This window comes from Streptomyces sp. NK15101, from assembly GCF_020400725.1.
Taxonomy (GTDB): Bacteria; Actinomycetota; Actinomycetes; order Streptomycetales; family Streptomycetaceae; genus Streptomyces.
This window is the reverse complement of sequence record NZ_JAINVG010000086.1, coordinates 1-24,026: the sequence shown is the minus strand read 5'-3', so window position 1 is coordinate 24,026 and position 24,026 is coordinate 1. Positions and strand designations below refer to the sequence as shown.

Below are 24,026 nucleotides of genomic sequence, written 5' to 3'. Positions count from 1 at the left end.
TCCTCGCGGCGCACCTCCCCACCGAAGGGACCACGCCCATGTCGTCGACGCCGTCGACCCCGCGAAGAATCGGACTCGCCGCCCTGGGAGCCGTACTGCTGGCCGCGACGGGAGCGGCCGCGTACGCCACCACGCCCGAGAAGGCCGACGCCCTCCCGCTCGCCGGGATGCGGATCCTGATCTCCAACGACGACTCGATGCGGGCGGCGAGGACGAGCAACTCCGACGGGCTCGGCCTGTACGAGCTCCGCCGCGCGATGTGCGCCGCCGGGGCCGACGTCGTCGTCATGGCGCCCTGGCAGGTCCAGTCCGGCAAGGGCACCGCCGTCACCAACGGCGGCGTCCTCACCGTGCAGCGCCGCACCGAGCTGCCCGCCGGCTACGAGGGCGACTGCGCCCGGGCGCCCTCCCGGGGAGCCGTCTACGGCGTCTGCCTCGCCGACGGCCGCTGCGCCGACGACTCCCCGTCCGCCACTCCGGCCGACACCGTCAAGCTCGCCCTCCGTGCCGGTCTCGAGGCCGAGGCGGGCTGGACCGGGGCCCCCGACCTCGTCCTCACCGGCATCAACTCCGGCCCCAACGTGTCCGCCCAGGTCAACGACTCGGGGACGGTGGGCGCCGCCGTCGCCGCCATAGACCAGAACGTCCCCGCGATCGCGTTCTCCTCGTCCGGCGACGCGACGAACACGTCCTTCCCGCGCGTCAACTACCGCGCCAACGCCGAGTTCGGCGCCCGCTTCGTGGCCGGCCTCAGACAACGCGGCCTGCTCACCGCCGACTTCGCCCTCAAGGTCGACCACCCCGACGTCAGCACGGGGACGCCCGCCGGCCCTCCGCGCTGGACACGCGTCGGCCACGGGCAGGTCGTCTGGCACGCCTACGAGCGGACCGGCGGGAACTCCTTCCGGATCGGCCTCGGCCTCTGCGAGGAGGCGCCGGGCGATCCGTGCACCGAGACCGTGCGGGACGCCGACTCCACCGCCCTGCTCCGCGACGGCCGGATCGCCGTGGCACCGGTGACCGCCGACCGCACCTACGGCGTGCGGGAACCGCACCCCGAGACGCTGCGGAAGATCCGCCGGTACGTCGAGCACGACGCCCCTCGCCGCTGATCCTCCGGAATCCGGGCTGGGCCGGACCCGGCCCGGCCCAGCCGGACCGGACGGCTTCCGCGAGGCTCACCGCGGGGGCGTGCGGCCGTCGGCCCCGGCCCTCCGGACCCTCGGAAGGGGAGGGCGACGGTCGCGCCCGCGGTGTCGCCGCACGTCCCCACGCTCACGCGCCCCGTCAGGGGTGCGTGAACACCCCGACCATGCGGGTGTCCGGGTTGCTGCTCAACCCGACGATCGCGCCGCCGTCGGCACGGTTGGCGCGCGCGTGCGCACCCGCGTAGCCGTCGTCGGTGAGGAAGAACCCCAGCGCCGCGATCCAGTCGTCCACCGTCCCGGTCGCCGGGTCGTACACGGGCTCGGGCCGCGGCACGACCCGCTCCTGCGCCACGTAGCCGCCGCGCTCGACCGCGAGGTCCAGGGCCTTGTGCCACTCGGCGTCGGTGCACTCCCAGCCGACGAAGGCGTCCAGACCGCCGTACCCGGCCCCGGGCTTGAGGATGAGCCGCTCCCGCCGCTCCCGGCAGAGCTCGACCAGCCCGGTGGAACCGGAGGCGCGCAGTGCCCGGCTCCACGGCAGGACCCGTTCGATCAGAGCCCGCTCACCGGCGTCGAAGGCATCGCCCGCCCGGGGGTCGGAGAGGAGGGCGAGGGCGTTCTTGTGGGAATAGAGGCCGCTCTCCAGCGAGGTGAACAGCACGGTCCTGCCCGCCTCGTGGGCGCGGAAGAACGGCTCCGCCACGCCCGGCCCCTCGGGGTCGTCGAGCAGCTGGCTCGCCGCGAAGTTCCGCAGCACCAGGTCGAGCGGAGTGCCGTCCAGGGTGAGTTTTCCGTCGGCACGCGCGCGTACGTCGCCGATCTCGCCGATCCTCAGGTCGAGGCCCTGCTCGGCCATCGCCTCCTGGGTGGCGCGCATCAGCCGCCCGTACGGACCGACGCCGCCGCGCCCCTCGATCAGCCCGATCACCGGTTCCGAGGAGCCGGACAGCGCGGGGCGGGCGCGGTCGCGCAGGACGGCGGCCATCCGCTCGGCGATGTCGACGTGACCGAGGCCGTGCCGGCGCGCGAAGGCGGCGAACTCGGGGACCCGCAGCAGCGCCTGGTCGAAGACGTCCATGTCGAGGCCGCCGACCTCGCTGCCGAGGTTGAACTCCAGGAGCTTGAACGAGGTGCCGTCGTGGTACGCGTCGGCGCGTCCCAGCTTGGCGGGGACGCCCGATCCGGCCCGGCGGAGCAGGGCCACGAGCGCCGGTCCGAGCCCGATCTCCGCCGCGTACCGCTCGACGTCCCCGTCGAAGAGCCGCTCGGGAAGCGAGAGGAGGAGGTCGAAGAGGCCCTCCAGGTCCCGTGCGAACGCGGCCGTCTCCGAGGCCCGGACGAACCAGGGCCGGGGCAGCAGGTGCGGGCGCCACGCCTCCTCGAAGGCCGGGGGCAGCCGCGCCCGTGCGACGGCCGTCGCAAGGCCCCCGTCCCCGTGCAGGCACTCGTCCACGTACGTCCGGCTCAGTTCGGTCATCGGTGTCGTTCGCCTCTTCCGAAGAGATCGGGTACGTACTCCGAGGGCGAGCAGGGTACCTCAGTAACCGATCCGCACTCCCGTGGCCGCGTGACGGTCCGTCAAACCGCCCTTTCCGGCGGAGAATCCGACCAGGACGTTCTTGGGAAGCGCCAACGGCACGTCGATCACCCGGGCGCCGTCGACCAGCACGACGAGACGGCCGGCGGCGGTGGTGCTGACGTCGATCACATGGCTGCCCGTGCGCAGCGCGGGCGCGGCCGTCCCGGCGGCCGCACCGCCGAGGAGGCCCGCCGTGAGGGACATCGTCAGGAATCGGGCGATCGCCCTGCGTCGGCCGGCCATCTCTCCCCCTCACGTGGGCGCACGAGGACCAGAACCGGGACGGTTCGCCGGCATCGTCGTGAACCTGCCATCTCGCGCGAACGCCATGCTCTCGGGTTCCGTCTCCCGAATCCACCCGAACGGCGAGGTCCGACGACCTTTCTCGCCGGACCGTCAGGCCCCCGGGCGTTAGCGGAACGTGAGCGAGACGTGAGTGGCGCGCGGCAAGCTGGTGCGTGTCGGCAGGCCAGGGAGGAACGACCACCCGCCCGGCACGCCCGTCGACGCGTTCCGAGGAGCAGACCGGAACGAGCGGGACCGAGGCGGGCGCCAGGGCGGCCGTCGTCCTGAAGGACGCCGTCGTGGGGGCGGCGCCGGACAGGACGGGTCGAACCCGCCGGGGGCGGTGTTCCGGAACCGGCTCTGACCGGTCAGGACCCGGGACGGGCCGTGGGGGCCCGCCCCGGGCCCCGACGGGTCGGGGCCGCCTCGGCGCCCCGACGACAGGGCGGCCCCGTGCCGGAGCGTCCCTGGTGACAGGGCACAGAACGACGACTTCCCCTACTTCCAGGAGGCATCATGCGACGACGTACCTTCCTCAAGGGTTCGCTGCTTGGCGCGGCGGCCGCCGCCGTCCCGCTCGACACCCTGCTCGCCACGAGCGCCTCGGCGGCCGACCCGGCCCCGGTCACCTCCCTGGGCGCGCTGCAGAGCGCGATCGACCGCGCGGTCCCCGGCGACCGGATCGTCGTCGCCGACGGCACGTACACCGTCCCCTCGGGCGGAGCCATCGACGTCTCCGGGCGCAGCGGCATCACGATCGTCTCGCAGACCCGCGGCGGCGCCGTCCTGCGCGGCGAGCGCAGCTTCGTCCTCGACGGCGCGAGCGCCGTCACCATCAGCGGCTTCGCGCTCCGGCAGAGCCGCACCCTGGAGATCCCGGCCGGCAGCACGGGCATCCGGCTGACCCGCAACGACATCCGGTTCGCGGACGTGGACGGCCTCGACTGGGTCCTCGTGGAGGGCGACGACGCCAAGATCGACCGGAACCACTTCCACGAGCGCACCACCCAGGGCATCTTCCTCGTCGTCGACGGCCCCGGCACGACCGCCGTGGCCCGGCGCCTCCACGTCTTCAAGAACCACTTCTCCGACCACCGCTACACCGGCGCCAACGGCGGCGAGTCGATCCGGCTCGGCGTCAGCAGCCGGGCACTGTCCACCGCGGACGCGATCGTGGAGTACAACCTGTTCGAGCGGTGCGACGGAGACCCCGAGGCGATCTCGGTGAAGTCCTCCGGCAACACGATCCGGTACAACACGATCCGCGACAGCCAGGGCGGCATCGTGCTCCGCCACGGCAACGCCTCCACCGTCGAGGGCAACTGGCTCCTCGGCGGCAAGGAGGGCATCCGCCTCTACGGCAACGACCACCTCGTCGTGAACAACCACCTCGCCGGCCTCACCGGCCGGGCCCTGGTCATCGGCAGCGGCACCACGCGCGACCACCACGAGGGCGAGACCACCGAGGAGCGGCGCGGCAACGACGCCTGCGACCGCGCGGTGATCGTGCACAACACCCTGCGCGCCAACAAGAGTTCCCTCTCCGGCGAGACCCGCACCTACGAGCCGCGCGACGTGGTCGTCGCCGACAACGTCATCGTCGGGGACAGCGGCAGCCTCGTCGCGATGGGCGCGACGACCGGCTTCATCTGGCAGGGCAACATCCTCTGGGGCGCGGCCTCCGACGGCACCCTGCCCAACGCCGGCTACACCCGAGTCGACCCCCGCCTGACGCAGTCCTCCGACGGCGTCTTCCGCCTCGCGGCGGGCAGCCCGGCGATCGGCGCCGCGACGCTCTCCACCACGCCGGTCCTTGAGGACATCGACGGCCACGCCCGCGGCACGGCGCGCGACGTCGGCGCCGACGAGTACTCGACCCTGGCGCCGGTCCGCCGCCCCCTCACCCCGACGGACGTGGGCCCGAACGCCTCCTGAGGCCGCCAGGAGGACACGGCCCCTTCCACTCCGGTCGCCCGCCGTGAGATCGTCCGCGGGTGAGGGACGCCGGCGGTGGAGAGACGGATTCGGGACGGCCTGACGACGGTGCCGCGTCCGCCCTGCGGTTCGCGACGGAACTCGTCGCCTGGGTGGCCACGCCCTGGGCGCTGGCCGGACACTCGTGGATGCTCGCCGCCCTGTCCGTGGTGGTCCTGATCGGTCTTCCGACCCTCTTGTCCACTCCGGGGGACAAGGCCCAGGTGATCGTCGCCGTGCCGGGTCGGATCACGATCCTGCTGGTGCTGCTCCAGCTGGCCGCCGCCGTGGTCTCCTCGTGGCTCGCCTGGCCCGCCTGGGCGGCGGTGCCCGTGACCGCACTGGCCGCCGCGACCGTCGTCACGGAGCGCCGCCGCTGGGCCTGGCTGCTCGCCGTGGACCGACGCGCCGCCTGAGGGTTCGTCCGTCACCCTTCACGACCTCCGGCGGGCTCCGGCCGGCCGGAACCCGCCCAGCGGCGTCCGCGCCCCCCCGTGCGGTCCGGGAGGTCTCAGGACTCCCCGAGACCGCCCCGGGCGATGACCTCCGCGTACCAGCGGGCGCTGTCCTTCAGGGTCCGCCGCTGGGTCGCGAAGTCCACGTGGACGATGCCGAACCGCTTGCTGTAGCCGTACGCCCACTCGAAGTTGTCGAGCAGCGACCACAGGAAGTAGCCGCGCACGTCGGCGCCGTCCGCGAGCGCCCGGTGCACCGCCGCCAGATGCGCGTGCAGGTACGCCACCCGCTCCGGGTCCTTCACGTTCCCCGACGGGTCGGCGTAGTCGTCGTACGCGGCGCCGTTCTCGGTGATGACCAGTGGTACGCCCGGCAGTTCGTCCCGCAGCCTGACCAGGAGCCCGTGCAGGCCGTCCGCGTCCACCGGCCAGTCCATGGCCGTGCGCGGCCCGGGCGCCGGCTCGAACCGTACGTGCCGCTCGGCACCCGCCCACGGCGACGGCGACGCGGAGGTGCCGGCCGCGACCACGGCCGGGGAGTAGTAGTTGATGCCCAGCGAGTCGATCGGCGCGGCCGCCGTCGCCAGGTCGCCGTCCCGGACGAACGACCAGTCCGTGACGGCCGCCGTGTCACGGACCAGGTCTTCGGGCAGCCGTCCGTGGAAGACCGGGTCCAGGAAGATCCGGTTGCCGACGGCGTCGATCCGCCGGACCGCGTCCAGGTCCTCCGGAGCCTGCGAAAGCGCCCGCACGGCATGGAGGTTGAGGGTCAGGGACACCTCCGCCGCACCGGGCAGCGCACCGCGCAACGCCCGGGCCGCGAGGCCGTGCGCCAGATTGAGGTGGTGCGCGGCGCGCAGGGCGGCGAGGTCGCTGGTCCGGCCCGGGGCGTGCACGCCGTTCCCGTAGCCGAGGAAGGCCGCGCACCACGGCTCGTTGAGCGTGGTCCAGGTGGCGACCCGGTCGCCGAGCGCGTCCGCCATGACCTGCGCGTACTCGGCGAACCGGTACGCGGTCTCCCGGTGCGGCCAGCCTCCGGCGTCCTCCAGCTCCTGCGGCAGGTCCCAGTGGTAGAGCGTCGCCACCGGCCTGATGCCGGCCTCCAGGAGCGAGTCGGCGAGCCGCCGGTAGAAGTCCAGGCCCTTGCGGACGGCCGGTCCCCGCCCGGTGGGCTGGACCCGGGGCCAGGCGACGGAGAAGCGGTAGTCGGTCACCCCGAGCCGTCGCATCAGGGCGACGTCCTCGTCGACCCGGTGGTAGTGGTCGGCGGCGATGTCGCCGGTGTCGCCGTTGCGCACCTTGCCGGGCGTACGGCTGAAGGTGTCCCAGATGGAGGGGGTGCGGCCGTCCTCGGCGGCGGCCCCCTCGATCTGGTACGCGGCCGTGGCCGTGCCCCAGCGGAACCCTTCGGGGAAGCGGAGGACGGTCGTGACGTCGGAGTGGGCGTCGAGCGCGGTCATGGGGTGGGAACTCCCTGGAGTGAGAGGTCTGGGGGAAGGACGGAGAGGGAACGACGGGCGTCAGCCCTTGACCGCGCCCTGCATGATCCCGCCGACGATCTGCCGGCCGAGGAGGCCGAAGACGACCAGCACCGGCAGGGTGCCCAGCAGGGTGCCCGCCATGATCACGGACTGGTCGTGGACGTAGCCGCCGCCGAGCTGGCGCAGCGCGACCTGGACGGTGGGCTCGGAGGAGGAGAGCGCGACGACGGGCCAGAAGAAGTCGTTCCACGCGGCCATGAAGGTCAGCAGACCGAGCACGGCCATGCCGGGCCGGGCGATCGGCACCACGATCGACCAGAAGATCCTGGCGGTGGACGCGCCGTCGACCCGGGCCGCCTCGATCAGCTCGTCCGGCAGCGACTGCACCAGGTACTGCCGCATGAAGAACACCCCGAACGCCGACACCAGACCGGGCAGGATCACCGACTGGAGCTGGTTCACCCAGCCGAGCTCGGCGATCAGCATGAACAGCGGGATCACTCCCAGCTGCGGCGGGATCATCATGGTGCCCACGGTGATCGCGAGCAGCGCCCCCCGGCCCCGGAAGCGGAGCTTCGCGAAGGCGAAACCGGCGAGCGTGCAGCACAGGACCGTGCCGAGGGTGATCGAGCCGGAGACCAGGAGCGAGTTCAGCAGCGCCTTGCCGATGTCGGCCTCTTCGAGGACCGCCTCGAAGTTGCGCATCAGGTGTGGGCCCGGCAGCAGGGCCGGCGGGACCTTCGCCAGGTCGGCGTTGGAGCGGCTCGCGGCGACGATCGTCCAGTAGAAGGGGAAGGCGGAGAACAGGACGGCGACGACGAGGATCGCGTAGGCGAGCGGCCCGGCGTGCAGGGTGCGCCCCGCCCGCCGGGCGCCACGCGCGCGTGCCGGGCTCGGGGGAGCGGCCGGCGGACCGGCGGCCGGGGCCGGCCGGGAGGCCGTCGTCGGGGCGGCGGGCGCGGTCATCGGCCGGCCTCCTTGCGGGAACGGCGGCGCGCGATCAGGGCGTTGAGCCCGACGAGCACCACGATCAGCAGGAACATCACCCAGGCGACGGCCGCGGCCCGCCCCAGGTGGAAGAAGCCCCAGCCCTGCTCGTACATGTAGAGGCCGAGCGTCTGGTACTGGTGCGAGATGCCGCCCGAGACCGACCCTTCGAGCAGCAGCGGCTCGCCGAACAGCTGGGTCGCGCCGATCGTGGAGACGATGACGGTGAAGAGGATGGTGGGCCGCAGCCCCGGCAGCGTGACGTGGAAGAACTGGCGCCACCGCGAGGCCCCGTCCATCGCGGCCGCCTCGTACAGCTCGTCGGGGATGGACTGCATGCCGGCCAGGTAGATCAGCGCGTTGTAGCCGGTCCAGCGCCAGATGACGACCGTGGACACCGCGATCTGCGAGGCGACCGTGCCGTTCTGCCAGTCGACGGGGTCGATGCCGACGAGGCCGAGCGCGTAGTTGATCAGCCCGAAGTCCCGGCCGAAGAGCTGGGCGAAGACGAGGGTGGCGGCGGCGACCGAGGTCGCGTACGGCAGCAGGACCGCCGTCCGCAGGAAGGTGCGGCCGCGCATCCGGTAGTTCAGGAGGTGCGCGAGCCCGAGGGCCGTCACCAGCTGCGGCACGGTGGAGAGCACGCCGATGGTGAAGGTGTTGCGCAGCGACACCCAGAAGTACTCGTCGCCTAGGAGCGCGGTGTAGTTGCCGAGGCCGCGCCATTCCATGTCGCCGGGGGCCTGGAGCTCCACCCGGTAGAGGGAGACGAAGGCCGTGTAGAGCAGCGGGAAGAGGCCGAAGGCGGCGAACAGGGTGAAGAACGGGGCGAGATAGGCGTACGGCGAGAGCTTCCTCCACGCCCGGCGGGCACTCGCTCGGCGGGGCGGCGGGACGGCGGCGCGCGGCGGTGCCGGTGCCCGGGATGCGGTGAGGGTCACGGTGCGGCCCTTCGGTGAGGGGTCGGGGCGAGGGGGGTACGGGCGGCGCCGGGCGGGCGGGTGGGCGCGGCGCCCGGCGGCTCCACGTCAGCCGATGGTGTTCTCGACGCCCTTCTTCGCGTTCGACCAGGCCTTCTCGGGCGAGGTGCCCTTGCGTTCGACCTCGCTCAGCGCGTTCGTGATCTGCTGCGCGATGTTCTGGTCGTGCACGCCGAGCACCTGGACCGGTGCCGCCTTCGCCGCGTCTCCGAAGATCTTCCCGGTCGGGGCGCCGGAGAAGTACGCGTCCTTCGTGCCGGCGACCTCGTCGATCGCGCCGGTGGCGGAGGGGAAGTTGCCCTGCTTCTCGAAGAGCCGGGTCTGCTGCTCGGGCGCGGTGAGCCACTTGATCAGTTCGTACGCCTCCTTCTTGTGCTTCGCGGCCCTGGGCACGGCCAGGTAGGAGCCGCCCCAGTTGCCCGCGCCGCCGGGAAGGGCGGCGACGTCCCACTTGCCCTTGCCGGCCTCACCGGCCTGGCCCTTGATGTAGCCGAGCATCCAGGCGGGGCAGGGGATCGTGGCGAAGGATCCGGCGGCGAAGGCCTGGTTCCACTGCGGGGACCACTGGTCGAGCTTGGCGCTCAGGCCGCCCTGTGCGGCCTGGACGGCGTGGTCCCAGGCGGTGCGCAGGGCGGGGTTGTCCTCCCAGATCAGCTTCCCGGAGGCGTCGTAGTACCGCTCCTTCTCCTGCCCGATCATGATCGAGTAGAGGCTGCCGACGCTGTCGATCCACGCGCTCTTGCCCGGGGCCTTGGCCTTGTACTGCTTCCCGAGCTCCAGATATCCGTCCCAGGTGGCCCACTTCTTCGCCAGTTCCTCGCGGTCGGTCGGCAGCCCGGCCTGCTCGAACAGGTCCGTGCGGTAGCACAGGGCCTCCGGGCCGACGTCCGTGCCGAGGCCGAGGATCTCACCGCCCTTGCCGGTGGCGGCGGCCCACTTGGCCGGTGCGAACTGCTTCTCGAGCGTCTTCGCCCCGTACTTCCCGAGGTCCTCGAAGCGCTCGGCCTGCTGCTGGGTGACCGAGGCGATCCGGCCGACCTCGATGCCCTGCACGTCGGCGAGGCCGGCCCCGCCGGCGAGCCGGGTCTGGAGGGACTTCCAGTAGTCGGCCTCGTCCTCGGTGTCCGTCTGCTTGATGGTGACGCCGGGGTGGAGCCTCTCGTACTCGGCGTACAGCCCGGCCTCCTTGTATCCGAACGAGCCGAACAGGTCCACGGTGATCGTGACCCCGCCCCCGGCGCCGTCCGCGGACGCGCCGTCCGTCGAACTTCCGCAGGCGGCGAGCAGGGCCCCGGTGAGTACGACCGCCCCCAGGCGGGCGGCGGTTCTCCTGGCGGCTCGGGCGATGGGCATGGGAAGCCTCCTTGGCTCCGGAACGAGCGAGAACGCTTGAGAGCGCTCTCAAGCCTGCGGGGGGAGCGTGCCCGTGAAGGTGGCCGTCCGTCAAGGCTCGAAGGCGTATCGGACAGGAGGCGCGTCCAACTCCCTTCTGTGTTCAATCCATTGACACAGTCGTTTCGCGGGTTTTACGTTTCCGGCGATCTGAGAGCGCTCTCACCCACCTCCCCGCACACCCCCCACCCACCCCGACGACACGAGGTGCTCCGCCATGCCATCCCCCCGCAGCAGGCCGGCCGCAGCGCTGGTCCTGGTCTCCGCCCTCACCGCCCTGGGACTCGGCCCCGCCGCCGGTCCCGCCGCGGCGGCCACCGTCCCGGCGGGGGCCGGGAGGTACTCCGGCACCCCCCCCGCCGGCACGTCCGGCCCCACCACCAACACCGGCGCGCCCGTCACCCCCAAGGTCACCCCCGCCGCCCAGGGAAAGCCGGTCCCCACCAACGACTGGTGGTCCTCCCTCGCCTTCCAGCGGTACGGCGACAACCCGTACTCCACCCCCATGTACGGCCACCCGCTCACCTACCAGGCCGTCGCCGGCGGCCTGGAGATCGGCTACCCGACGAGCCCCGCGATCGTCGGCGACGGACGCCAGTACGAGTTCGCCCACAAGCGCGACCTCACCCTCGGACTCACCGGCCTCAACTCGCCCGACACCAAGGCCGACGCCTGGTCCGACTGGACCGTCACCCCCTACTGGTCCGACGGCGCCCGCACCCTGCGCACCACCATCGGCCACGGCCTGCCCTTCGTGTACGCCAAGGGCAGCGGCGGCGACGCCAGGATCACCACCGCCGAGCCGCCCGCCGTCTTCGCCGACCAGGGCAACGTCCTCGGCATCACCGTCGCGGGCCACCACTACGCCCTCTTCGCGCCCACCGGAACCGACTGGAACGTCTCCGGCTCGACCGTCACCGCCGGCCTCGGCGGCAAGGACTACTTCTCCGTCGCCGTCCTGCCCTCCACCGGTGCCCTCGCGACCTACCGGAAGTACGCGTACAGCTTCGTCACCGGATCCACGGTGAACTGGAGCTACGACGCGGGCACCGTCCGCGCCGCCTACACCCTCACCACCGAGGCGAAGGAGGGCACCGAACGGGGCACCCTCCAGGCGCTCTACCGGCACCAGTGGCTGCACACCGCCGACCCGCTCACCCCGTACACGTACGTCTCGCCCCGCGGCACCATGAAGGTCCGCGAGTCGGCCTCCTTCACGACCGCCCAGCGGGCCGCCGCCACCCTGCCCGCACTTCCGGGCGCCGGCGTGGACCCCGCCCGGCTGCGCGGCCATCTGAACGAGGTCGCGAACTCCGCCGACCCCTTCTCCGGCGCCGTCGACACGTACTGGACCGGCAAGGCGCTCGGCAGGCTCGCCCAACTGGTGCCGCTCGCCGACCAGATCGGCGACGGTGCGATCCGCGACAAGCTCCTCGGGCTGATCAAGGGCCGTCTCCAGGACTGGTTCACGGCCGGCGGCGCCAACGAGTTCTCGTACGACCGGACCTGGAAGACCCTCACCGGCTACCCGGCCTCCTACGGCAGCGACACCGAACTCAACGACCACCACTTCCACTACGGCTACTACGTGTACGCGGCCGCGATCGTCGCCCAGTACGACCCCGCCTGGGCCGCCGACTCCGCGTGGGGCGCCATGGTCGGGACCCTGGTCCGGGACACCGCCAACCCCAGCCGCACCGACGGAGCCTTCCCCTTCCTCCGCGGCTTCGACGTCTACGCCGGACACAGCTGGGCCAGCGGCCACCAGGGCTTCGCCGCCGGCAACAACCAGGAGTCCTCCTCGGAGTCGACGAACCTCAGCGCCGCGCTCGTCCTCTGGGGCTCGGCCACCGGCGACACCCGGCTCCGCGACCTCGGCACCTACCTGCTGACGACCGAGGGCGAGGCCATCGCGCAGTACTGGTTCGACGCCGACCAGCAGGTCTTCCCGGCCGCCTTCCAGCACGACACCGCCGGCATGGTCTGGGGCAGCGGCGCCGCCTACGCCACCTGGTGGACCGCGAACCCGGAGGAGATCCACGGCATCAACGTCCTTCCGGTGACCGGCGGTTCGCTCCAGCTCGGCGGACGCAAGGACGCCGTGCGGCGCAACATCGCCGAGATGGAACGCGAGAACGGCGGCCCCGCCGTCGAATGGCGCGACATCCTCTGGGAGTTCCAGTCCCTGGCCGACCCCGGTACCGCCAAGGCCAAGTGGGACGCGGGCAACGCCGGATACACCCCGGAGGCGGGGGAGTCCAAGGCCCACACCTACCACTGGCTCACGGCGCTCGACACCCTCGGCGCCCCCGACGCGACGGTCACCGGATCCATCCCCACCTCCGCCGTCCTCACCAAGGGCACCACCCGCACCTACGTGGCCCACAACCACGGCACGACCGCCCGCACGGTCACCTTCTCCGACGGCAAGTCCCTGTCCGTCCCCGCCCGTTCCACCGCGACCGGCACCGGCACGGGCGGCTCCGACCCGGGCCCGGAGCCCACCACGGGCAACACCTTCCAGCTCCGCACCGGGGGCACCCTCACCACGGCCACCGGAACCACGGCGGGCAGCGACACCATCGCCTCGGCGCAGGGCGCCAACCACGACGGCACCCCGTACCTGCCCCTCGTCTACGAGGCCAGGGGGGTCAACGGAACGCTCAGGAGCGGTGCTTCGACCGCCTTCCGCCTCCAGGTGGACGCCGGCACGACGGTCGGACTCGGCCAGCAGGCCCGCGTCAGCTACGACCTCACCGGCGACGGCACCTTCGACCGGACGGAGACGTACCAGTACTTCGCGACGGACCCGGTCACCGGCTGGGAGGAGTACGCCCAGTCCCGCGGCCTGAAGTCCGCCACCGGAACGCTCGGCGACCTGCGCGGCGGCACGGTCCGGCTGGAGGTGTGGAGCGCGATCGGGAACGGCGACTCGCGGATCCAGACGGGCACGGACCGCTCCGTCCTCGTCATCCCGTACGACTGACCCACGGGGAGAGAGCGCGGTGGGCCCGGGGACACGTCCCGGGCCCACCGCCTTTCGTGCGCCGCCGCCTTTCGTGCGCCGTCAGGCGGAGGCGCGGCGGACCAGCGAGGTCGGGGTGATGACGGAGGCCGGGACCTCGGGCCCGGTCCCGTCGAGCAGCCGCATGAGCAGTTTCACCATCAGCCGGCCCATCCCCTCGATGTCCTGGTGCACGGTGGTGAGGGCCGGCACGGTCCTGCCGACCACCGAGGCCATGTCGTCGAAGCCGACCACCGCCACGTCCTCCGGAACCCGCACCCCCCGCTCCCGCAGGGTCCGCAACGCCCCCGAGGCCATCAGGTCGTTGGCGACGAACACGCCGTCGACGTCGGGCCGCCGGTCGAGGAGCTCCGCCATCGCCCGGGCCCCGCTCTCCTCGGTGAAGTCGCCCCGGTGGAGCAGCGCGGGATCGGCGTCGAGGAGGACGTCCCGATAGCCGTGGATCCGGTCGATCGCGGACGTCTGGTCGGGAGGACCGGAGATGTGCGCGATGTTCCGCCGCCCGAGACCCACCAGATGCCGCACCGCCTCCCTGGCGCCACCGCGGTTGTCGCAGTCGACGAAGGGCGCGGCCGGGTCGGTCCCGGGCGCGGGCCGCCCGCCGAAGACCACCGGGATCCGGGCCCGCTCGATCACGGACGGCAGGGCGTCGTCGCTGTGCAGCGAGAACGCCAGCGCGCCGTCGACGTGCCCGCCGCCGAGGTAGCGCGAGATCCGCTCGTGGTCCCCGGGACCCTCCACCCACAGGAGCACCAGCTGGGCGTCGTGGGCGGTCAGTTCCCGGCTGATCCCGCGCACCTGCTGCTCGAAGAACGGGTCCGAGAAGATCCGGAACTCGGGCTCGGCGATGATCACGGCCACGGCGCCGTTGCGCCGGGTGACCAGGGTGCGGGCCGCGTGGTTCGGCACGTATCCGAGCTCCTCGACGGCCCGGAGCACCTTCTCCACCAGCGGAGCGCGCACGCCCGCGCCCCCGTTGACGACCCGGGAGGCCGTGGCACGGGAGACACCGGCACGGTCGGCCACGGCCTCCAGCGTGGGGCGGGGCCCCGTGCTCTGCTCGGGCAAGGCGTGCGCTCCTCTGCTGCGTCGGTTGTACGGGGCGTGCGGTGTGCGTGTCCGATGGGTGGTGCGCGATCCTGCGCGGACCAGGATATCTGTAGTCGACACTGGTTGAGAGCGCTCCCAAGTCCTGTGCGGGACGTGCGGCCGGCGAACACCCGCCGCACGGGGCGGTGTCAGCGGGGCATGCGACGATCCAGGGCATGATCGCCTCGCTGGATGCCCTGCTGCCCACCACCGGTACGCACGTCTCGACCACCTACGTCGACTGGGTCGCCGTCCACGACCCGGACGCGGTCGAACTCGCGCGCGGGCTGGTCCGGGACATGGGGGCCGAGGTCAACCGCTCCTGGAGGAAGCCCGGCGCCGTCGTCGACGCCATGGCGCGGCGGGCGCGACAGCTGCCGCCGGCGCACCTGCCGTGGTTCTGGGACACCGTGGGGCACCGGTTGATCGGGTACGGGAGCAGGCCGGGCGGCCGGGCCTACGCCGCCGCGCGCGCGGCCGAGACCCGGCACGGGCTGCCGGTGGACCCCGCCTACCGCCGGGCCAACGGGCTGCTGTTCGCCAAGGGCGGCGCCATGCCCGCCAAGGAGTTCGGGGCCCACCAGCGGTTCCTCGCCGAGACGCTGGAGCCCGCGGCGGCGCACACCGCCCTGGAGGCGTTCCTGACCGCCTGGGCGGCCTCGCCGGCGGACCTGCCGGCGGATCTGGTGCGCCGGGTCCGGGCCTCCGCCAAGACTGCCGGACTCGGGGACGCGGAGGTCGCCCGGATCGCGGGCACGATCCTCTCGGTCACCCGGAAGAAGGCCGTCCCGGACGCCCTGCTGGCGGCGGCCGAGCCGGTCCTGACGGCCCATCCGCCGACGGACGCGATCGCGGCCGGCCTGCTGGAGGTCTTCCCCGACGGGGTCACCGACGGCGGCGCGTGGCTGCGGATGCTGATCGGCTGCGGCGCGGCCGGGGCGATGGAGGCCGGGCGGATCGTGCCGGAGGGCGGACTCCACCAATGGCTCGGCACCTTCGTCCGCATGTACCAGTACGCCCTGCAGCCCGGCGGCGGGGTCGGACGCCAGCCGCTGCCGGCGGAACTCCTCGACCTCATCGGCCGCCTGGGGCCCCGCCTGCGGGCCGAGGGCGCGCCGGTGACGCTGCACACCACCCGCCACCACTACCAGGGCTTCGACGCGGACGTCCTCGACGCCTGCCTGGCGGCCGGGGTCGCGGTCGCCGACCCGGGCCCGGCCGTACGGATGCGCTTCTGGGGCGAGAAGTCCCGGCGCGACCTCACCGCGCTGGCCGCCGACCCCGTGTTCGGCCCCCGCCTGGAGGGGACCGTGCACACGAACCTGCTGCCCAGCCGGTTCACGGCACGCGGCCGGCAGCCCGGATCGGCCGTGACGCTCCTCCCGGGGAACGAGGGCATCGCCCACGAGGTGGCAGGCCGGGTCGGCAAGCTCGTCGACACCGTCGGGGGCGGCGGCATGGCGGGCGCCGAGGAGTCCGTGGCCGAGCTGGAGACCCTCCTCGACCGGCCGACCGTGACGGCGCTCGACGGGATCGCCGACGCCCTCGGCGCGACGAGCGCGGCGGGCGCCCTGCGCCGCTCGCTCGCGGCCGGCCTCCCCGAGGAACTCGCCTGGCCCGCGCTGGAGTCGGTGTACGCGGAGTTCGCCGCGGAAGCGGGCGCGAGCGCGGGAGCGGGATCCGAAGCCGGAGCCGGCTCGGACTCCGGCTCCGACTCCGGCTCCGGGAACGAAACCGCCCCCGGCTCCGAGGACGCTGCCGTCCGGCCGGTGCCCGGGGTGACCGGAGTCGCCGGGGTGACCTGCACCTGGCCGGTGCTCACCGTGTTCGGGGCCGACCGGGCGGTCGCCGTCGATCCGGACGGCGTCCGGGGCTCCTGCCGGTTCACGGTGCCGGAGGACGCGACGATGTACGCCGTGCACTACGTCGGCGGATCCTTCCTCGTGAGCTGGACGGTCAAGCCGGATCCCTACTTCTGCGACACCGCGTACTGGGCGGACCGGCCGGAGGCGCCGTTCGCGCCGGACGAGCAGAGCGGTCTGGTGCCGTACGGCGGGAAGCTCGACGGGGCCTACGGCTTCCAGTTCGAGACCGCCGACGGAGGGGGCCGGCACGGTGGCCTGCGCGCGCTGCGGCCGGGCGGGACGGAAGGCATCGACGGGAACGAACTGCAGCTCGGCGACGGCTCCCGGATCTGGACCAACGGCGTGTACGACAGGCGCCCGTGGGAGCTGGTGGACCCGGTCACCGGCGAGCCGCGGGGCGGCGCCGACGTGCCCGACTTCCCCGGCCGCCCGGCGAGCGCGGACCCGGCGACGGAACCGTCCGAGGCGGACATGGCCCTGTCCTCCGAGGCACTCCACCTCGCCCCGCTGCCCGACGGCCTGACCGGCTCCCCGCTCGGCAGCAGGGACGGCCTCGTCGGGACCCGGATCCTGTTCCGTACCCCGCACCGCGACCCCGCGCCCGACCACTATCTGGTGCAGAGCATCGACGGACGCGCGGCCCGGTTCGCCATCGACCGGCAGGGGCAGAAGCCCTGGGCGCTGTGGGCGCCGCCGGAGGGCGCCGTGGAGGACGTGGTCCTCGCCGAGGCCGAGACGCGTACGGGCGTACGGGCGTACGCCGCCGACGGCGTCCTGCTGTGGGAGCTGGACGGGCACCGCTCGCCCCGGCACCCCCGGGTGAAGCCGGCCCGGCGGGTCACCCCGTCCGGGGGCGTGGCCCTGCCCCCGGCCTTCTGGTACCTGCTCCGGACGCGGGACGCCGCCGGGTCGCGGGCGCTGCGGAGCGTGAGCCGGGAGACGGCGGACACGCTGCTCACGGCCGCGTCCGACAGCACGGCGGCCCTCCGCGAGGCCGTGGCGCGGGAGCTGCCGGACGTCACCGATCCCGTCCTGGTCGAAGCCGTCGTCGCGGTGGCCGAGCGGGCCGCCCTGGTGGAGGAGCGGCGGCGCGCCCTGCACCGGCGCGTCGTCCTCCTCTCCGAGGCACCGCCCGTGCGGCTCCGCCGGTCCGCGCCGGACACCGAGCTCGTCCCCGCGCTGTGCGGCCTCGTCGACACCGGCGAGCACGACCCGTGGCGGCGCACCCCCGACGTGGCGCTGCCGGCGACGCTGACCGCGCTCGCCGCCGACGGCGCCTGCCTGGCCGGGACCATCGCCGAGGAGGTGCGCCGACTCTCGCCGCCCGCCCCGCCGCACGACTGGTCGCAGCTCCTCGGCACGATCGACGCCGTCGCCTGGCGGGCGGCCGTGGCGCCGACCCCGGACGCGGAGCGGGCCGCTCTCCTCGCGCTCCTGGACGCCTGGGCGGACCAGCCGTTCGCCCGCGCGGGCAGCCGCTGGTGGGTCGGGAGCGTGTCGATCCCCGCGCTCCTGAGCACCCTGCGCGAGGGAGGCACGGCCGTCGCGTCCGCCGGTGTCCGGGGCGGGGGCACGGAGCACTGGTTCGTGGCGCCCGTCGCCGAGGATCCGCACGCCGACCCGGTCCCGGGCGTGGCCACGCGGGTACGGCACGTGCGTGTGGAGCGGGACGACGCCGAGCGGCTCCGCGCCCTCGTGGCGGCCGTCGACGCCCATGGTCCGCTCGTGGTTCCGGAGTCGGCGGCCGCGCGCTTCGCCGAACTGACGGGCGTCCGACGTCCCGTGGCCCGGCTCGTCGTCGCCGGACTCGTCGGCCGGAGCGGCCGGGAGGAGCAGCGGGCCCTGGTGCGCAAGGCCCCCTACAAGGCGACCGCGCTGACGGCCGAGTCGTACGAGCGGCTGCTCGCCCGGCTCGGCGGCGCCGGCCGGAGGGCCGTTCTGGCCGCCGCCCTGCCCGACGACCCGGCCGAGCTGTGGCGGCCGGGCGGGATCGAAGCGGCCGTGGAGCGGATGGCCGGGGTGTGGCGGGAGCTCCTCGGGGCGCAGCCCGCCGTGCACGACGAGACGGCCGACGCCCTGGAGGCCGACCTGGGCCTCGCCGAGGTGTGGGCCCGGCGCCTCGCCGGCGGCTACGAGGCCGCCGGGGACGGGACCGTGCCCGCGATCGGCTGGGAGCTGGCGGCGGTCCCGCACAGCATGGCAGTGGAGGTCAGAGCCGTACCGCCGGCCGGGCCCGAGCTGCCCTACCGGACCCCGGTGGGCCTCGCGCTCACGGAGATCGCGAGCGCCCTCGTATGGGCGTGGACGGACCGGCCCGTCGGCGACCCCGCGCTGGCCGGCGCGCAGGCCCTGTACGAGCGGCTGCGCGCCGAGCTGGACCGTCCGGAACTGCTGCTCGGTCTCTCCGGAGGCCGCGTCGAGGACAGGTCGGCGCGGATCGCCGAGCGCTTCGGGCCCCGGACGCTCCCCGTGGCCGGGCACACCGAGGACCGGCCCGATCCGGTGACCGCCTACGACTCGGGGCCCCTCGTGGTGTGCACCGCCGGCGGCGCCGCCTTCCTGCGCCCCGCGGCGGTCACCGACCCCGCGACGTGGCGGGAGCTCCGCGGGATCACCGAACTCGTCCAGGAACTGGACCGGGTGGCACCGCTCCTCGCCGGCGGCGGACTCGACCGCATGGCGCGCCGCGCGGGGTCCGGAGCCGTACCGGCCGGCGCGTACGAGGCCGACCCGCGCCGCTCCTGCCCGGAGCTCGTCGCCCGGGTGACGGCGAAGCTCGGCGTGGGCGCGGACGCGGCGGCCCTGTACCTCCAGCTGGCGACCCTCGCCGCGCCCACCGACCGGAACGTGCGGCGGTGGAACGGCTGGTCGACCAAGCGGCACGCGGAGGCCCGGGCGGAACTCCTCGCCACCGGCGCGGTCCTGGAGGCCAAGCGGGCACGGGCCGGCCGGACCCTGTTCCTGCCCGGCGACTGGACCGAGCTCAAGGCCCCGCACCTGCCCCTGGAGACCGTGAAACTGACGAGCCATCTGGTACGGCCGCTGTGGGCCGACCGGATCCGCTCCCCGTTCCTACGGGTGCTGCCGACGGCGCCCCTGCACGAGATGTTCGAGGAGGCCTGGGAGCGGATCTCCGGCTAGTACTGCAGCAGGATTTCGCTGTCTGACCTGGTCTTTCGGCGGGTGGCGGGAGTACAGCGATACTCCGGTCGTGCGGGGGTGGTCTCAGGGAGACCGCCCCTCGATCGTGCGACAACGCCGCGGGTAATGACAGCGGCGGGCCAGCGAGCTGGTGCAGAAGGCGGTGATGGCGGGCGTCCCGGTACTCTCGGCCGTCTTGGCGTCGTCCTCACTCGCCGTGGACCTGGCGGTCGAGACGGTCCTGACACCGGTGGGCTTCCTGGCCGGGCCGGACATGAACGTGTACGCGGGCGAGCTTCGGATCGCTCTCGGGGCCGCGGCCTCTCACGGCCGCCCCCGGGCCATCGGCCGGTGGGGAGCGCCCCCTGCGCCGGCCGGTCCCGGGTCCTCCCCGGTACTCGCGTCGCACGATGTCGAACGATCGGAAGACAAGTGACCACCCCCTCTTTATGGTGTAACTGCGCACCAGCTAGGGGGAACTGATGACGCAACAGATTTCTACGGCGCTGCCGCGGTACCACGACGACGAGGCGACCCGGCTCATGTGCGGGTACGCGTACCTGAACACGTCCTTCACCGATGCCGTACTCCAGGACCTCGTCTCCGAACGCCTCAGGGCGCACGGTCTGCCCCTGGGCATCGACCTCGTGGCGCTCGTCCGGCACGCCCGGGTCGCACGGCGCCTGCATGCGATCCGGGACGTCCTGCTCGCGGCCTGCTTGCTGGTCCTGATCTTCTCCCTGGTCGCCGCGCTCATCGCGCTGATCGGGCCGGAGGAGGAGCCGGGGGAGCGGCTGGGCAGCTGCGTACGACTGGCGGCGTACGGGCTCCTGGGTGCGACCCTGGTGACGTTCGTCGCCGCTGTCGTCTGCCGGCGCGCGGCCCGCCGGGTCCACCGCGGCAAGGGCACGCCGCGCGAGGGGGCGCCGGCCATCGGTTCCCGGATCGAGGAGGAGCTCGACGAGCGCGACGAGACCAATGTGGTGCCGTACGGCACGTCGGGCGAGAAGGAGCGCCCGTTCGTCGGCAATGGCGTGCGGATCAGTGAGACCGTGTGGGCCGGCATCGAGGTCGGCCGGCCCGCACAGGACGCCCAGGGGGTCGACCTGCCGATGACCCCATTTTCGGCGGCCGATCTGCACACGCGTCTGATCGAGCGGCTGGCCGACACCTCGGGGATAGAGGAACTGCGCGCCCGTAATCGGCTGTACGTCCAGGGACACCAGGCGCACGACCTGGGGGCGGAGCTGCTGCCGGATCCGCTGCGGCGGCCGCGCACCCACATCGATCCCGCGCTGGTGGAGGCCGGTATCGGGGAGAAGAGCCAGGTGATGCGTACCTATCTCGCCCTGGACGTGGTCGGTGCCGGAGGCGCCTACGTGGTGACGATGTTCGTACGGGCCCGGCTCAGCCGGTCGCTGCTGTCCTGGGAGGTCTCCGCCTACGTCCTGCCGCCGTTGCATGCGGTGTTTCGCGTGGTGTCGCAGCTGCCGCGTGGATGGCTGGAAGAGGTCTGGCAGCTGTTCGGGGTCACCCTGTCGGGGTTGTGGAAGCTGCTGTCGAGGGCGCCGGCGCGGCTCCTGCGCCGGGGAACGCAGGGGGTGCGGAACGTCTGGCGGCTGTGGTGGGACCGGCGCCGCATCATCCACCGCAAGGGGCACTTCGACTATGGGACGGTCGGCAGCGTCCGCGCATGGGCGGCGGACCTGGACCGGCTCGACTACCTCCAGCGGATGGACGTGCTGGACACCTTCCAGCGGCTCCAGCAGGGGGTGCTGCTCGCGACGGAGCAGTTCCTGAAGGACCACAACGTGGACACGTCCGATTTCGAGCGCGCCCGGACGCTCATCACCCACCACTCGTACACCTTCAAGGGTGCGGTCGTCGGACAGAACATCTTCGGGAGCGGCGGGACCAACGTCGCCACCGGGACGGTCGTCGGGCTGACGGCCGCCTCGGGCGCGGCTGCCGGCGGCGCGATGCCCCCGCCGACGGCAAAGGCAGGCGGCACGACGGGATGACACAGAACGACACTGCCCGACACGCGGACGAGAGGGACGACGCATGACGACGAACAACTTCAACGCGCCCATCAGCGGACAGACCATCATCGGTGACCATGGCGTCAACCAGATCGTCCAGCAGGGGGGAGGCCCCGCCGACGCCGTCCAGCTGGCCGGAGCGCTCGTGGCATTGCTGCGCGCGGCGGGTCCCGAGCGCGAGGCGGCCGAGCAGCTCCGTGGAGAGCTGGTGCGGGCCGGTGAGGACGACCGCCCCGTGGACGGGGATCAGGCCCGGGGGTGGCTGGCCATCGTCCGTGACGGCGCCGCGGCGAGCAGCGGGGTGCTCGCGCTGGTGGAGACGCTGAGGCAGGCCCTGGAGCTTTAGTGCTCCAGCAGGATTTCGCTGTCTGACCTGGCCTTTTCGCCGGATGGCGGGAGTACAGCGGGACTCCGGTCGTGCGGGGGTGGCCTCAGGGAGACCGCCCCTCGATCGTGCGACAACGCCGTAGGTGGTGACAGCGGCGGGACAGCCTTCCAGGGTGATCACCGAGTATGCCGCCGCGCAGTGAAACCTCGAACTGGACGGTCTCTTCCTGGCCGTCGGGCACCGCCTCGGCCGGGGTCCAGCGCCAGTACTCCGGAACCGCCGGACGGACCGAGAACTGCCAGATCGGCGTCCTCGCCGCCTACTCCTCCGTCCGTGGCCGGGCCCTGGTCGACCGCGAGCTCTACCTCCCGAAGCCCTGGACCGAGGACCGGGAACGCTGCCGCACCGCAGGGGTCCCCGACGAGCGGGAGTTCGCCACCAAGGGCGCACTGGCCCGGCACATGGCGCTGCGGGCCCTCGCCTCGTCGCTGCCGATCTCCTGGATCACCGCGGATTCCGCCTACGGTCAGGACAACCGACTCCGTCGGCTGCTGGAGCAGTCGGGTGTCGGCTACGTGTTGGCCGTACCCAAGTCCCATTTCAGCGTGGGCTGTTCAGCGATCGAGGTTCTGTTCGCGCAGGCCCCGGACGAAGCGTGGGATGGGATCTCATGCGGCGACGGCGCGAAGGGGCCCCGCGTCTACCACTGGACAGCGGTGCGGCTGCCGGCGGTCGCCGAGTTCGACTACCAGGGCGAGGTCCCCCACCGGATGTGCTGGGCGCTGGCCCGGCGCAGCATCAGCAAACCCGACGAGATCGCCTACACCTCGCCTACGCACCCCTTCACGTCACCGTCCGGGAGTCGGTGCGGGTCGCCGGGGCACGCTGGGCGATCGAGGAGTGCTTCCAGGCCGCGAGAACGAGTGCGGCCTGGACCAGTACGAGGTCCGCCGCTACACCGGCTGGTACCGGCACATCACTCTGGCCATGCTCGCCCACGCCTTCCTGGCCGCCACGGCACACCAGTCCTGGGAAGAGGGGGCGGAACAGGTGGGACAGCCGGGGTCATCGGGCTCACAGTGGCGGAGGTTCGGCGACTCCTGGCAGCTTGTCGTGCCCGGCCCCCGCACCTGAGCGGACACCGAGGCAGACGCCATGCGTTGAGATGGTCGAACTGGCGCCGCCGGCGCCAGGCAGTCGCCCGCCGCTGTCACTACCTGCGGCGTTGTCGCACGATCGAGGGGCGGTCTCCCTGAGGCCACCCCCGCACGACCGGAGTCCCGCTGTACTCCCGCCATCCGGCGAAAAGGCCAGGTCAGACAGCGAAATCCTGCTGCAGTACTAGGACTTGTCCGGCCGATCATGTGACTGCCGCTCGATTGAGTCGTTGATATGGACATGGGGCGGGGTGATTTGACGGATGCCGAATGGGAGCAGCTTCGGCCACTTCTACCGGTCAGCAACGGTCGTTGTGGCCGGTGGCGGGATCACCGGCAGGTGATCAGCGGGATTCTGCACCGGGTGCGGACCGGGGTGCAGTGGCGTGACCTGCCCGAACGGTTCGGGCCGTGGAAGACCGTCTACGAGCGCCACCGCCGGTGGTCGGGCGATGGCACCTGGGAGCGGCTGCTCCAGCAGGTCCAGGCCGCGGCCGACGCGGCGGGTGAGATCGACTGGGACATCTCTGTGGACTCCACCATCGTGCGCGTGCATCAGCACGCGGCCGGTGCCCGCACCGATCCGTCTCCGGAACCTTCCGCAAAGGGGACCGAAGAAGGGGAACACCAGGACGAGACACCGTGGCAGAGCCTCGTCGGCCGCCTGGTGGAGGTGGTGCTGGAGGTGAGGGCCTGGGCCGCTCGCGCGGCGGGTTCACCACCAAGCTCCACCTGAGCGCGGACGGACGGTGCCGCCCGCTGTCCCTGATCGTCACTTCAGGTCAGCGGGCCGACTGCACCCAGTTCAAGCCGGTCCTGGAGAAGATCCGGGTGCCCAGACCGGGCCTGGGACGACCACGCAAGAAGTCCGACAGCCTCGCGTCCGACAGGGCCTACAGCAACGGACCCGTCCGCGAGTACCTGCGACGGCGGGGCATCCGCCACATGATTCCGGAGAAGAGTGACAGCCAGGCCGCCCGCCTGCGCAAGGGCTCACGCGGCGGACGGCCACCCGGTTTCGCCGAGGACCGCTACAAGAAGCGCAACACCGTCGAGCGGGCGATCAATCGCCTGAAGCAGTTCCGGGCGGTCGCCACT

At 73.0% G+C, this 24,026-nt stretch carries 15 protein-coding genes and 3 pseudogenes; 11 read left to right on the top strand and 7 right to left on the bottom strand.

Annotated elements, in window-relative coordinates; all coding sequences use genetic code 11:
• The first annotated feature begins 38 nt into the window (after positions 1 to 38).
• Positions 39 to 1,112 carry a 5'/3'-nucleotidase SurE gene (gene surE / locus K7G60_RS31710; protein ID WP_225804410.1) on the top strand — a complete coding sequence of 358 codons (1,074 nt, stop codon included), beginning with the start codon at positions 39 to 41 and terminating at the stop codon, positions 1,110 to 1,112.
• 175 nt (positions 1,113 to 1,287) lie between these two features.
• Here surE and K7G60_RS31705 read toward each other — a convergent pair whose 3' ends face one another.
• Together K7G60_RS31705 and K7G60_RS31700 are read right to left on the bottom strand one after the other, a co-directional pair.
• The gene (locus K7G60_RS31705; RefSeq protein WP_225804409.1) at positions 1,288 to 2,625 is read right to left on the bottom strand and encodes a hypothetical protein; all 1,338 of its coding nucleotides are present in this window, start codon (positions 2,623 to 2,625) and stop codon (positions 1,288 to 1,290) included.
• Between the two features lie 60 nt (positions 2,626 to 2,685).
• The gene (locus tag K7G60_RS31700) at positions 2,686 to 2,970 is read right to left on the bottom strand and encodes a hypothetical protein (RefSeq protein WP_225804408.1); all 285 of its coding nucleotides are present in this window, start codon (positions 2,968 to 2,970) and stop codon (positions 2,686 to 2,688) included.
• A 558-nt stretch (positions 2,971 to 3,528) separates the two neighbouring features.
• On the opposite strand from K7G60_RS31700, the gene K7G60_RS31695 reads away from it, so the two are divergent.
• Positions 3,529 to 4,947, top strand: a complete 1,419-nt coding sequence (locus tag K7G60_RS31695) for a polysaccharide lyase 6 family protein (protein ID WP_225804407.1) — start codon at positions 3,529 to 3,531, stop codon at positions 4,945 to 4,947.
• 59 nt (positions 4,948 to 5,006) lie between these two features.
• On the top strand, positions 5,007 to 5,402 hold the full coding sequence (locus K7G60_RS31690) for a hypothetical protein (protein WP_225804406.1): 396 nt from the start codon (positions 5,007 to 5,009) through the stop codon (positions 5,400 to 5,402).
• 95 nt (positions 5,403 to 5,497) lie between these two features.
• Here K7G60_RS31690 and K7G60_RS31685 read toward each other — a convergent pair whose 3' ends face one another.
• The 4 genes from K7G60_RS31685 to K7G60_RS31670 all read right to left on the bottom strand — a co-directional run bounded on the left by K7G60_RS31685 (position 5,498) and on the right by K7G60_RS31670 (position 10,242).
• Positions 5,498 to 6,901, bottom strand: a complete 1,404-nt coding sequence (locus K7G60_RS31685; RefSeq protein ID WP_225804405.1) for a GH1 family beta-glucosidase — start codon at positions 6,899 to 6,901, stop codon at positions 5,498 to 5,500.
• Positions 6,902 to 6,961: 60 nt separating this feature from the next.
• Complete coding sequence (locus K7G60_RS31680) at positions 6,962 to 7,888, bottom strand: carbohydrate ABC transporter permease (protein ID WP_225804404.1); 927 nt, start codon at positions 7,886 to 7,888, stop codon at positions 6,962 to 6,964.
• A complete protein-coding gene (locus K7G60_RS31675; protein WP_225804403.1) occupies positions 7,885 to 8,850 on the bottom strand; it encodes a carbohydrate ABC transporter permease in 966 nt (321 codons plus the stop codon). The genes K7G60_RS31680 and K7G60_RS31675 overlap by 4 nt, the downstream gene beginning before the upstream one ends.
• An 87-nt stretch (positions 8,851 to 8,937) precedes the next feature.
• The gene (locus K7G60_RS31670; RefSeq protein WP_225804402.1) at positions 8,938 to 10,242 is read right to left on the bottom strand and encodes an extracellular solute-binding protein; all 1,305 of its coding nucleotides are present in this window, start codon (positions 10,240 to 10,242) and stop codon (positions 8,938 to 8,940) included.
• Between the two features lie 256 nt (positions 10,243 to 10,498).
• Between K7G60_RS31670 and K7G60_RS31665 the strand changes: the two genes are divergently transcribed.
• Entirely contained in the window at positions 10,499 to 13,267 is a 2,769-nt protein-coding gene (locus tag K7G60_RS31665) for a glycosyl hydrolase (protein ID WP_225804401.1), read from the top strand.
• Between the two features lie 81 nt (positions 13,268 to 13,348).
• Here the strand turns inward: K7G60_RS31665 and K7G60_RS31660 are convergent, their stop codons facing one another.
• A complete protein-coding gene (locus K7G60_RS31660; RefSeq protein ID WP_225804400.1) occupies positions 13,349 to 14,374 on the bottom strand; it encodes a LacI family DNA-binding transcriptional regulator in 1,026 nt (341 codons plus the stop codon).
• Positions 14,375 to 14,571: 197 nt separating this feature from the next.
• Between K7G60_RS31660 and K7G60_RS31655 the strand changes: the two genes are divergently transcribed.
• The 7 genes and pseudogenes from K7G60_RS31655 to K7G60_RS31630 form a co-directional block, all read left to right on the top strand.
• Positions 14,572 to 19,401, top strand: a complete 4,830-nt coding sequence (locus tag K7G60_RS31655; RefSeq protein ID WP_225804399.1) for a hypothetical protein — start codon at positions 14,572 to 14,574, stop codon at positions 19,399 to 19,401.
• Positions 19,402 to 19,534: 133 nt separating this feature from the next.
• A pseudogene (locus K7G60_RS31650) lies at positions 19,535 to 19,732 on the top strand (formate dehydrogenase accessory sulfurtransferase FdhD); the annotation flags it as partial.
• 151 nt (positions 19,733 to 19,883) lie between these two features.
• The gene (locus K7G60_RS31645; protein WP_225804398.1) at positions 19,884 to 21,422 is read left to right on the top strand and encodes a hypothetical protein; all 1,539 of its coding nucleotides are present in this window, start codon (positions 19,884 to 19,886) and stop codon (positions 21,420 to 21,422) included.
• Positions 21,423 to 21,465: 43 nt separating this feature from the next.
• Positions 21,466 to 21,789, top strand: coding sequence for a hypothetical protein (locus K7G60_RS31640; protein WP_225804397.1), 324 nt, complete (start codon positions 21,466 to 21,468; stop codon positions 21,787 to 21,789).
• Between the two features lie 218 nt (positions 21,790 to 22,007).
• Positions 22,008 to 22,359, top strand: a pseudogene (locus K7G60_RS39550) (transposase); the annotation flags it as partial.
• A gap of 312 nt (positions 22,360 to 22,671) precedes the next feature.
• A complete protein-coding gene (locus K7G60_RS39545; protein ID WP_374115716.1) occupies positions 22,672 to 22,905 on the top strand; it encodes a hypothetical protein in 234 nt (77 codons plus the stop codon).
• A 264-nt stretch (positions 22,906 to 23,169) separates the two neighbouring features.
• A pseudogene (locus K7G60_RS31630) lies at positions 23,170 to 24,026 on the top strand (IS5 family transposase); the annotation flags it as partial.

Bases quoted from the DNA above. Each gene is read 5' to 3' on its own strand.
- surE (WP_225804410.1), top strand. From the start codon at position 39: ATGTCGTCGACGCCGTCGACCCCGCGAAGAATCGGACTCGCCGCCCTG.
- K7G60_RS31705 (WP_225804409.1), bottom strand. From the start codon at position 2,625: ATGACCGAACTGAGCCGGACGTACGTGGACGAGTGCCTGCACGGGGAC.
- K7G60_RS31700 (WP_225804408.1), bottom strand. From the start codon at position 2,970: ATGGCCGGCCGACGCAGGGCGATCGCCCGATTCCTGACGATGTCCCTC.
- K7G60_RS31695 (WP_225804407.1), top strand. From the start codon at position 3,529: ATGCGACGACGTACCTTCCTCAAGGGTTCGCTGCTTGGCGCGGCGGCC.
- K7G60_RS31685 (WP_225804405.1), bottom strand. From the start codon at position 6,901: ATGACCGCGCTCGACGCCCACTCCGACGTCACGACCGTCCTCCGCTTC.
- K7G60_RS31680 (WP_225804404.1), bottom strand. From the start codon at position 7,888: ATGACCGCGCCCGCCGCCCCGACGACGGCCTCCCGGCCGGCCCCGGCC.
- K7G60_RS31670 (WP_225804402.1), bottom strand. From the start codon at position 10,242: ATGCCCATCGCCCGAGCCGCCAGGAGAACCGCCGCCCGCCTGGGGGCG.
- K7G60_RS31665 (WP_225804401.1), top strand. From the start codon at position 10,499: ATGCCATCCCCCCGCAGCAGGCCGGCCGCAGCGCTGGTCCTGGTCTCC.
- K7G60_RS31655 (WP_225804399.1), top strand. From the start codon at position 14,572: ATGATCGCCTCGCTGGATGCCCTGCTGCCCACCACCGGTACGCACGTC.
- K7G60_RS31645 (WP_225804398.1), top strand. From the start codon at position 19,884: ATGACGCAACAGATTTCTACGGCGCTGCCGCGGTACCACGACGACGAG.
- K7G60_RS31640 (WP_225804397.1), top strand. From the start codon at position 21,466: ATGACGACGAACAACTTCAACGCGCCCATCAGCGGACAGACCATCATC.